Origin of the sequence: Streptomyces sparsogenes (assembly GCF_001704635.1) — a bacterium.
Taxonomy (GTDB): domain Bacteria; phylum Actinomycetota; class Actinomycetes; order Streptomycetales; family Streptomycetaceae; genus Streptomyces; species Streptomyces sparsogenes.
Genome location: NZ_MAXF01000137.1, coordinates 1 through 10,368 on the forward strand (window position 1 = coordinate 1; position 10,368 = coordinate 10,368).

Sequence of the window (10,368 nt, forward strand, 5' to 3'; positions counted from 1 at the left end):
ACCTGCATCTGGTGGCCGACGCGGGGCTGCCCTTCCACGCGACCTGACCGGGGCGCGCCCGCCCCCCACCCCCCCCGACGCCACCCTTCAGACCCCTGATCCCCCCTGATCCCCCACAACGAGAGTCCGCCGCCATGTACGAGCTGTCCCGGGTCCGCCTCTACTCCATCGGGCCCGCCGGTGCGCGCTATGCCGACACCGTGCTGGACCTGCGCGGAGTCGGCGAGCCGGTGCCCAGCCCCGCCCCCACCCAGGCGGAGTTCTTCGAGGAGGAGCCCGTCGGCCCGCCGCGCCGCCCCGCGCCCGCCGGCGTGCTCTTCCTGGAGAACGGCGGCGGCAAGTCCGTCCTGCTCAAGCTGATCTTCTCGGTGATGCTGCCCGGCCACCGCAACACCCTGGGCGGCGCCAGCTCCGGCGTGCTGCGCAAGTTCCTGCTCGCCGACGACTGCGGGCATGTGGCGCTGGAGTGGCAGCACACGGTCACCGGCGAGACCGTCGTCGTCGGCAAGGTCAGCGAGTGGCGCGGCCGCCAGGTGTCCAACGACCCGCGGAAGTTCGCCGAGGCCTGGTACTCCTTCCGTCCCGGCCCGGGGCTGAGCCTGGACTCCCTGCCGGTGGCCGAGTCCGCGGCGGTGCGGCCCGTCGTGGAGGGCGCCTCCACCGCCCGCGGCCGCCGCCGCACCATGAAGGGGTTCCGCGACGCCATCACCGAGGCGGGCAAGGCCTATCCGCACCTCGACGTGTCCTGGGTGGAGATCCACGAGCGCTGGAACGAACACCTCGGCGAACTCGGGCTCGACCCCGAGCTCTTCCGCTACCAGCGGGAGATGAACGCCGACGAGGGCGAGGCGGCGGGCCTGTTCGCCGTCAAGAACGACTCCGACTTCACCGACCTGCTGCTGCGCGCCGTCACCGACACCCGTGACACGGACGGGCTCGCCGACCTCGTGCACGGCTTCGCCCACAAGCTCGGCCGCCGCGCGGAGCTGACGGCCGAGCGGGACTTCACCGCCGGCTCGCTGGACCTGCTCTCCCGCATCGCGGACGCCGCGGAGCGGCGCGAGCAGGCCCGCGGGGTGCACGCGGGCGCAGAGCGCCGCACCCGCACGCTCGCCCGGCGGCTGTCCGCGCGCGGCGCCGAGGAGCGCGGGCGCGCCGCCGAGCTCGCCCAGCAGGTCGCCACCGCGGCCCACGCCGTCACCGAGGCGGAGCAGGCGCGCGGGCGCAGCTCCCTGGTCGCGGCGGAACTCGCCTACCGGCACGCCTCGCTGGCGCTCGCCGCCGCGGAGAAGGGCGCGGCCGCGCAGCGCCGCGAGGTCAACGACGCCCGCACCCTGCACTCCGCGTGGCAGGCCGCCGAGACGGTGCTGCGCCACCGCGCCGCCGCCGACCGCTCGGCGCGCGTGGCCGCCGCGATCCGGGAGGCCGAGCGGGACGCCGCCCCCGCGCTGGCCGCCCGCGCCAAGGCCGCCGCCGACCTCGTACGGGCGCTGCACGCCGCCGCGCAGGACGGCGAGCGCCTGGCCAACGAGGAGGAGGAGCGCTCCGCCGCCCTCCAGGAGACGGGCGAGGCCGCCCACCGCGACGCCACGGCGGCCGCCACGGCCGCCCAGCGCGCCCGCAGCGAGGCCGAGCACCTGCGGCAGCGGCTCGCCGAGGTCGAGCAGGAGACCGCCGAGGCGGTGCGCGCCGGCTGGCTGGACGACTCCGCGCCCGACGCGGACCCGGCCCGCGCCGCCCTCGCCGCGAGCGACGCCGAGAAGACCACCGTCGCCGCCTGGGACGCCGCTCGCGAGGCGGCCCGCCGCACCGCCGACGCCGCGAAGGCGGCCGCCGCCGAGCAGTCCCGCACCGAACTCGCCGCCGCCCGCGCGGCCGACGCGTCCCGCGCGGCCGAGGCGGCGTACGACGCGGAGCGGCGGGCGGCGGAGTCCCTCGGCGCCGAACAGCGCCTCGTCGAACTCCTCGGCCTCCCTTCGGCCGCCCCGTCCGCCCCGTCCGTCCCGGCCCCGCGCGCCGGGCGCCCGTCGGCGGCCGAGGCCGGCGCGCCGAAGCGGGTGACGATGCGCGTCGACGAGCTGGACCAGGACGACACCGCCCAGCCGCCGGCCGCCCCCGCACGCCCCACACGCTCCCTGGGCGCCGACGCCCACCCGCCCGGCCGCGTCTCGGCCCACGTGGACGGACACGACCCGGAGCCCGCCACCCCGGCGCCCGCCCCCTCCGCCGACGAGCCCGGCCCCGGCGGCGACGGCACGCCGGCCGACGACTGCTGGGACCCGGAACTGGCCGAACCCGCCGACGCGGCCGACACCGCCGGGCACGGCGACGGCTCTACGGACAGCGAGCGAATCGCGGGCGCGACCGCTCACGAGGCCGCCCCGGGCGGCGCGGCCGGTCGTGCTGGGGATGGTGACGGCTCGGCGGACGGGGCGCGGGGCGCGGGCGGGGAGTCCGGGGCGGGGCGCGGGAGCGCGACGGGCGCCGCCGCGCGCCCTGCCGGGCCCGCGTCCGGCGGCCCGGCCCTCGGGACCGAGGCCGTGTCCGGCGCGGATGGTGACGGCTCGGCGGACGGCGCGCGGGGCGTGGGCGGGGCGTCTGGGGCGGCCCGCGGGCGCGCGGGCGCCGCCGCGCGACCTGCCGAGGCCGTGTCCGGCGCCGCGGTGTCTGGCGGGGCCGCTTCCCGGTCCGAGGACCTGGCCGACGAGGTCGTGGGCCTGGTTGAGGGGGCGGCGGGCGGCGCGGCTCGCCGTGCTCGGGATGGTGACGGCTCGGCGGACGGCGCGCGGGGCGCAGGCGGACAACGCGGCGCGGCCCACGAGAGCGTGGGCGCCGCCGCGCGACCTGCCGAGGCCGTGTCCGACGCGGATGGTGACGGCTCGCCGGACGGCGCGCGCGATGCGGGCGCGCGGTCCGGCGCGGCCCATGAGAGCGTGGGCGCCGCCGCGCGCCCCGGCGGGTCCGCGTCCGGCGGCGAGGGCGTGACGAGTAGCGCGGCCCGCCGGGTCGGTGGTACGGACGACGGCCCCGGGAGCGCGACGGGCGCCACGGGGCGCCGGGCGGGGCGCGCGGCCGGCGGGGGCGCGGGCGAGGATGCCGCGCGCCGGGGTACCGGCACCGCCCGGCCGGGCGGCGGCGCGCGGCGGGTCGAGGAAGGGCCGCTGAGCGCCGAGGAACTCGACCGGAACGCCGACGCGCTGCGGGAGCTGCTGGAGGAGAGCGTCGCCTCCGCCGAGCGGCAGCTCTTCGAGCTGCGCACGGCCGCGGCCGACGACTCGCGGATCCTCGCCGCGCTCGGCGACGGCGGGCTGCTGCCGCCGAGCCCCGATGTGCTGGCGGCGGTGGAGTACCTGGGCGAGCACGGCATCCCCGCCCTGCCCGGCTGGCGTTATCTGGCGCAGGCCGTGGACCCCGTGGACCACGCCGCCGTGCTGGCCGCGCGGCCGGAGCTGGTGGACGGGGTGGTCATCACCGACCCCGACACCCACGCCCGGGCCCGCGAGGTGCTCGGCAGGGCGTCGCTGCTGCCGCGCTCCGCCGTGGCCGTGGGGACCGCGGCCGCGCTGCTGGCGCCGACGCCGCCGCCCGGGGCGAGCGACAGCGGGGTGTTCCTCGTGCCGCCGAACCCGGCGATGCACGACGAGCGGGCCGCCGACGACGAGCGCCGGGAGCTGCGGGCGCGGGCCACCGCGCGGGACGAGGAGATCCGGGCGCTCGCCGCCCGGCTGGCGGGGGACCGGGCGCTGGCGGCGCGGCTGGCGGCGTGGCGTACGGGCTGCCCGCCGGGGCGGCTCGCGGAGCTGGCGGCGGAGGCCGAGCGGGCGCGCGAGGCGGCGGAGGCCGCGCAGCGGGAGCTGACGGAGGCCCGTACGGCGCGGGTGGAGGCGGACGAGGCGGCCGCCGAGGCGGCCCGGGTGCGCGATGAGCGGCAGGAGGCGGCGCAGCGGGCCCGCCGGGCGGCCGACGCGCTGGCGGGGCTGGCGTTCCGGCTGCGGGAGCGGGCCGCCTGGCAGACCAGGCTGCGCGAGCTGGCCGAGGAGGCCGCGGAGTACGAGGAGCGGGCCGCCGCCTGCGTGGACCGGGCGCGCGCGGCGGACGAGGACCGGCGCGCGGCCCAGCGCGCGGCCGACGACGCGCACCGCACCGCCCGCGCGCTGCGCGCCGAGCGCGCCGAGATCGCGGGCGCGCCCGACGACATGGTGGACGGCGCGCCCCCCACCGCCTCGCTGCCCGCGCTGCGCGAGGCGTACCGGGCGGCCTCGCAGGTGTACGAGAAGGTGGGCGTCGGCGCCGATCTGCGCGCCGAGCAGGCCCGCGCGGAGAGCGACGAGAGCGCCGCGCTGGCGGCCCTGGACCGGCTCACCAACAAGGTCCGCACCCGCGCCGCGCAACTCCTGGACAGCACGGACGGCGCGGACGGCCCGTCCCGTCAGGCGGCCGCGGCCCGCGCCGAGTCGCTGGTGCACATGCTGGAGGCGCGCGCGTCGGCGGCGAGCGAGCAGCTCGGCCGGTTGCGCGGCGAGGCGGAGCGGCTGGCGCCCGCCGACGGCGACGCCCACACCGAGCTGCCGGAAGGGATGATTCCGCAGGATGCCGAGCAGGCGAAGGAGCTGCTGCGGACGGCGAACGCCGAACTGAGCACCCGTACCGACGCCCTGGAGACCGCCCGCACCACCCACAGCGAGCTGCTGCGCGCCCACCGCGCCGCCGAGGACGCGGCGGGCGGCTTCGAGGAGACCGCCGCGCTGCTGCGGGACCTGCTGCGCGACCACCAGGACCCGGACGGTGAGGAGAGGCCCGACGCGTACGCCGGGAGCCTCGCGGAGGCGCGGCAGGCGGCCGCCGAGGCCCGCCGCTCGCTGCGCGCCTGCGCGGGCGACCTGTCGGCGGCCGAGGGCGCCGTCCGGGAGGCGAGCGACGTGCTCGTACGGCACGCCAACGCGACCCGCTACGAGCAGGTGCGCACCCCCGCCCGGCAGCAGATCCGCGAGCTGCCCGCGTCCGCCCTGCCGGAGCACGCCGCGGCCTGGGCCGAGGCGTTCGCGCCCCGGTTGCGGGTGCTGACCGACGAGCTGGCCCAGTTGGAGCGCAACCGCGACAGCATCGTGGACCGGCTGCGCGGCCTGGTCGAGTCGTCGCTGGCGACGCTGCGCTCGGCGCAGCGGCTCTCCCGGCTCCCCGAAGGGCTCGGGGAGTGGTCGGGGCAGGAGTTCCTGCGGATCCGCTTCGAGGACCCGGACCAGGCGACGCTCACCGAGCGGCTCGGCGAGGTCATCGACGAGGCGACCCGCTCCGCCGTGCGGAAGAACTCCGACCTGCGCCGCGACGGCATGTCGCTGTTGCTGCGCGGGGTGCACGCCGCGCTGCAGCCGCGCGGCGTGGCCGTGGAGATCCTCAAGCCGGACGCGGTGCTGCGCGCCGAGCGGGTGCCGGTCGGTCAGATGGGCGACGTCTTCTCCGGCGGCCAGCTGCTGACCGCCGCGATCGCCCTGTACTGCACGATGGCGGCGCTGCGCAGCAACGACCGGGGCCGGGACCGGCACCGCCACGCGGGCACGCTGTTCCTTGACAACCCCATCGGGCGCGCCAACGCCACGTATCTGCTGGAGCTGCAGCGTGCGGTCGCGGACGCGCTGGGCGTCCAGCTGCTCTACACCACGGGGCTGTTCGACACCACGGCGCTCGCCGAGTTCCCGCTGGTCATCCGGTTGCGCAATGACGCGGACCTGCGGGCGGGGCTCAAGTACATCAGCGTCGAGGAGCATCTGCGGCCGGGGCTGCCCGAGCGGGACCCGGAGGACGGCCAGACGCACGGGCAGATCACGGCGACGCGCATGTACCGCCGCCCGGACGCCCCCGCCCCGCAGGAGGCCCAGGCCTGAGATCCGTCAGGCGGCGGCGCCGCGCGCCGGGCCTCGCTCCGCGGCCCGGCGCGCGGCGACCGGCTTCGCCTTCCGCTCCCGGCGGCGCTGCCGGCGCAGCTCCCGCGCCGTGCTGCTGGGCCGGGACACCACCCCGTAGCGCTGCTTCCACACCTGCCGGGTCACCCATACGTCCAGCACGCCCCAGGTGGCCAGGACCGTACTGGCCACGGTGGTCAGCACCGCGGGGAAGGCCAGCCACGAGCCCGCCAGGGCGGACAGCACCGCCACCATCGCCTGCACCAAGGTCACCGCGACGATGATGACCGCCCGCACCGCCGCCGTGCGGACCGGATCGGGCAGCCGGTGCCTTCGCGCCGGCTCCTCGGTCCACAGCGGCCGAGCCGCGCGCTCCGGGATGTCGCGATCCTTGTCCATGGCGTCCATGAAGCCCCTACACCTTCCACCGGCTGCCCAGGCCCGGCCGTTCCAGAAAGCGGGACATGGGTCGTATTCACCCTTAGTGTGCCCCCTCAATGCACGAATAACAGTGATCAGAGGTTCCCCCGGAGAGGGGAAAACCGGCCAAGGGTTGACTCGTTCCCGCACCTGCGACCGACACCGGACGCCCGGTGAGCAAGGGGTAAGTCGGGCCATCACCGGACAACTCGTGAACGCGGCGCGGGGTCCGTACCCCGGCATCAAGCGGACAACCCTTCGAGTTGTCGAACGGGCAGTAGTAGGCTCGCGCCGCTTAGTTGTCGGAACTCGAACACCGCCCCGCCACAACGGGGTTGACGTTGGGGAGGCCATGCGCTTTCGCGGGAAATCGATCCGCCGGAAGATCGTGGCGCTGTTGCTGGTGCCACTTGTCTCGCTGACGGCAATCTGGGCCTTCGCTACAGTGATCACCAGTCGTGAGGCGATGCGGCTCCTGGACGCCTCCGACATCATCGACAAAGTCGGCCAGCCGGCCGAGGACGCGGTGCACGCCATCCAGAAGGAGCGCCGCCAGACGCTCGTCCTGCTCGCCGATCCGCGCCAGGCCGACGCGCTCCCCGTGCTCCACGCGCTCCAGCGCAAGACCGACGAGGTCATCGGCACGCTCAGCGACGCCGCCGCGAACGGCGATGTGCGCGACATGATGAACGACGACTCCGAGCAGCAGCTCTCGGCCATCGTCAAGGCGGCCGAGGGCCTGGACCCGCTGCGCCGCAAGGTGGAGGACCGCGGCACCACCGGCGCGGTGGCATATGAGTATTACAACAAACTCGTCGACCTCTGCTACACCTTACGCAGCTCGCTGCACGCCGTGCCCGACACGGACCTGGACAAGCAGGGCCGCGCGCTGGTCGCGCTGATCCGTGCCCGCGAGGCGCTCTCCCGCGAGGACGCGCTGTACGTCTCGGCGCTGACGGCGGGCAAGCTGTCCCAGGACGACCTGCACTCGATCTCCGACCTCATCGCCGAGCGCAACCTGCTCTACGACACCAACCTGCCGATCCTGCCCGCCTCCGAGCAGAAGATCTTCGCGGACTACCGGCGCACCAACGCCGCGCCCGCCGCCCTGCGCCTGGCCGAGGAGAAGCTCCTGGGCGCGGCCGAGCCGGCCGACGCGCTGCGGGCCCTGGACGAGCGCCACTGGGAGGCCGCCGCCCAGCCGGTGCTGCGCGACTACGACCGGCTCGGCAAGGAGGCCACCGACCGGCTCCAGAAGCGCATCGACCCGGTCGCCGACAGCGTCCTGCTCCGGGCCGGAGCGGCCGGCATCCTCGGCCTGCTGGCCCTGATCGTCTCGATCTTCGTCTCGTTCCGGATCGGCCGCGGCCTGATCCGCGACCTGTCCAAGCTGCGCAAGGACGCCCTTGAGGCCTCCAGCGTCCGGCTGCCGAACGTGATGCGCCGCCTGGGCGCCGGCGAGCGGATCGACGTGGACACCGAGGCGCCCCGCCGAGACTTCGGCCAGGACGAGATGGGCCAGGTCGGCCTGGCCCTCAACACCCTGCAGCGGGCCGCCGTCGAGGCGGCCGTCAAGCAGGCCGAGCTCCGCCAGGGCGTCTCCGACGTGTTCGTCAACCTGGCCCGCCGCAACCAGGTGCTGCTGCACCGCCAGCTGACCCTGCTGGACGCGATGGAGCGGCGCACCGAGGACACCGACGAGCTCGCCGACCTGTTCCGCCTGGACCACATGACCACCCGCATGCGGCGGCACGCCGAGGGCCTGGTCATCCTCTCCGGCGCGGCCCCCTCCCGGCAGTGGCGCAAGCCCATCCAGATCATGGACGTGGTCCGCGCCGCGGTCGCCGAGGTCGAGGACTACGAGCGGATCGAGGTCCGACGCATGTCGCGACTCGCGGTCAACGGGCCGGCGGTCGGCGACCTCACCCACCTGATCGCCGAACTCCTGGAGAACGCCACCGTCTTCTCGCCCCCGCACACCACCGTCCAGGTGCACGGCGAGCGGGTCGCCAAGGGGTTCACGCTGGAGATCCACGACCGCGGCCTGGGCATGACGCCCGAGGCGCTGCTGGAGGCGAACCAGCGGCTCGCCGAGACCCCGGAGTTCGAGCTGTCCGACACCGACCGGCTCGGCCTGTTCGTGGTCAGCCGGCTCGCCCAGCGCCAGGGCGTCCGGGTCTCGCTCCAGCCCTCCCCGTACGGCGGCACCACCGCCATCGTCCTCATCCCCTCGAACCTGCTCAGCGAGACCCGCGAGGCGGGGCAGGACGCCGACGGCGGCCGGGACCGCGGTGTCTCCGACGCGAGGCCCGGCCCCAAGGACCGGCTGCAGGCCGTCGAGGGGGCGCCGGTCTCCTTCTCCGACCGGGCCGGCCGCAAGGTGTCCGTGGTCGACGGGCCGGTCGAACTCGAATCGCCCGCCGCGCCCCTCGCACGGATCGGCGCCGGCGAGGACCTCGAGGACGACGACGAGGCGGGCGCCATCTTCCGGGCCCGCGGCCTGTCGCCGACCCCGCCGCCCGCCGCCCGGCCCACCGGGCCCGTGCCGCACCCGCCGGTGGCCGAGGTGGAGCACCAGCAGGCCCGGGACGGCGCGCAGACCGGCCGCCCGGACCGGGGCCCCGCGCCGCTGCCCCGCCGTGTCCCGCCGGTGCTGGTCTCCGACCACGGCCGCCCGGTGCAGGGCTCCCCGGGCGGCGGCCGGCACGCCCGGCCGCAGAGCGGAGCGCAGCCGACCTGGGCCCAGCGGCAGGGCAGGCCGGACGGCCGGGGACCGGCCGACGGCCAGGCCCCGGAGCGCACCGTCCCGGCCCAGCGGTCGGCCTCCGGGCTCCCCAAGCGGGTACGACAGGCCAGCCTGGCACCCCAGTTGAAGAAGGACCCCGCTCCGCAGACCGAGGCGGACCGATACCCTGCCGACACCGATCCCGAACGCGAAGCCGAACAGGCGCGGGCCACCATGGCCTCGCTCCAACGGGGGTGGCAGCGCGGCCGGCGCCAGACGGCCACGGGAGACGGCAGGGCGGACACAGCACCTGGAACAACACACGAGGGGGACGGTCGATGACCGCACCGAACGCAGCCCGGAACGTCTCGCCGCGGGCGTCGGGCGAGCTGAACTGGCTGCTCGATGAACTGGTCGGACGCGTCGGCAGCATCCGCAAGGCGCTCGTGCTCTCCGGGGACGGCCTGCCCACCGGCGGGTCCCGCGACCTGTCCCGGGAGGACGGCGAGCACCTGGCGGCCGTGGCCTCGGGGTTCCACTCCCTCGCCAAGGGAGTCGGCCGTCACTTCGACGTCGGGCGGGTGCGGCAGACCATCGTCGAGCTCGACGACGCCTTCCTGTTCGTCACCGCCGCCGGCGACGGGAGCTGCCTGGCGGTGCTCGCCGACGCCGACTCGGACGTCGGACAGGTCGCCTACGAAATGACGCTGCTGGTCAAGCGGGTGGGCGTGCACCTGGGCAGCGCGCCGCGATCCGGCGGGTGACGGGGGAGAGGGGAGATGACCGCAGACGGTGAAGGCGCCCCCCGCTGGGTCGACGACGACGCGGGACCGGTGGTCCGGCCCTACGCCATGACACGCGGGCGCACCCGCAGCGCGGCCGAGGGCAAGCTCGACCTCATCGCGGTGGTCGTCGCGGACAGCGTGAACCAAGGGCGCGTCCCCGACCAGACACTGTCCCCGGAACACCTCGACATCGTCGAGCTGAGCCGGGACTCCCCTCAGTCCGTCGCCGAGCTGGCGGCCGAACTCGACCTGCCGGTCGGCGTCGTCCGTGTGCTCATCGGAGACCTGCTGCACGCGGCACTCGTCCGAGTGTCCCGGCCCGTCCCTCCGGCGGAACTGCCGGACGAGAAGATTCTGCGCGAGGTGATCAATGGTCTACGGGCACTCTGACCTGGGCCGTTCCGAAGTCATTGACCCGATCACGCTGAAGATCCTGGTGGCGGGCGGATTCGGCGCGGGCAAGACGACCCTGGTGGGCGCGGTCAGCGAGATCAAGCCGCTGCGCACCGAGGAACTGCTCACCGAGGCGGGGCGGGCC

5 protein-coding genes and 1 pseudogene are annotated in these 10,368 nt (G+C 76.1%); 5 read left to right on the top strand and 1 reads right to left on the bottom strand.

All coding sequences use genetic code 11. The features are described 5' to 3' along the window. The first annotated feature begins 134 nt into the window (after positions 1 to 134). Positions 135 to 5,882 (top strand): hypothetical protein, encoded by a 5,748-nt coding sequence (locus BBH68_RS29130; protein ID WP_065966715.1) that lies wholly within the window; start codon positions 135 to 137, stop codon positions 5,880 to 5,882. A gap of 6 nt (positions 5,883 to 5,888) precedes the next feature. Here the strand turns inward: BBH68_RS29130 and BBH68_RS29135 are convergent, their stop codons facing one another. After that, positions 5,889 to 6,308, bottom strand: a complete 420-nt coding sequence (locus BBH68_RS29135; RefSeq protein ID WP_065966716.1) for a hypothetical protein — start codon at positions 6,306 to 6,308, stop codon at positions 5,889 to 5,891. Positions 6,309 to 6,672: 364 nt separating this feature from the next. Here BBH68_RS29135 and BBH68_RS29140 point away from each other — a divergent pair, with 364 nt between their 5' ends. From BBH68_RS29140 to BBH68_RS29155, 4 genes and pseudogenes are all read left to right on the top strand, one after another. After that, positions 6,673 to 9,387, top strand: coding sequence for a nitrate- and nitrite sensing domain-containing protein (locus BBH68_RS29140; protein ID WP_065966717.1), 2,715 nt, complete (start codon positions 6,673 to 6,675; stop codon positions 9,385 to 9,387). Continuing rightward, complete coding sequence (locus tag BBH68_RS29145) at positions 9,384 to 9,809, top strand: roadblock/LC7 domain-containing protein (RefSeq protein WP_065966718.1); 426 nt, start codon at positions 9,384 to 9,386, stop codon at positions 9,807 to 9,809. Before BBH68_RS29140 ends, BBH68_RS29145 begins: the two co-directional genes overlap by 4 nt. 15 nt (positions 9,810 to 9,824) lie before the next feature. Next, positions 9,825 to 10,220 carry a DUF742 domain-containing protein gene (locus BBH68_RS29150; RefSeq protein WP_065966719.1) on the top strand — a complete coding sequence of 132 codons (396 nt, stop codon included), beginning with the start codon at positions 9,825 to 9,827 and terminating at the stop codon, positions 10,218 to 10,220. Next, positions 10,201 to 10,368, top strand: a pseudogene (locus BBH68_RS29155) (ATP-binding protein); the annotation flags it as partial. The gene BBH68_RS29150 and the pseudogene BBH68_RS29155, both read left to right, overlap by 20 nt.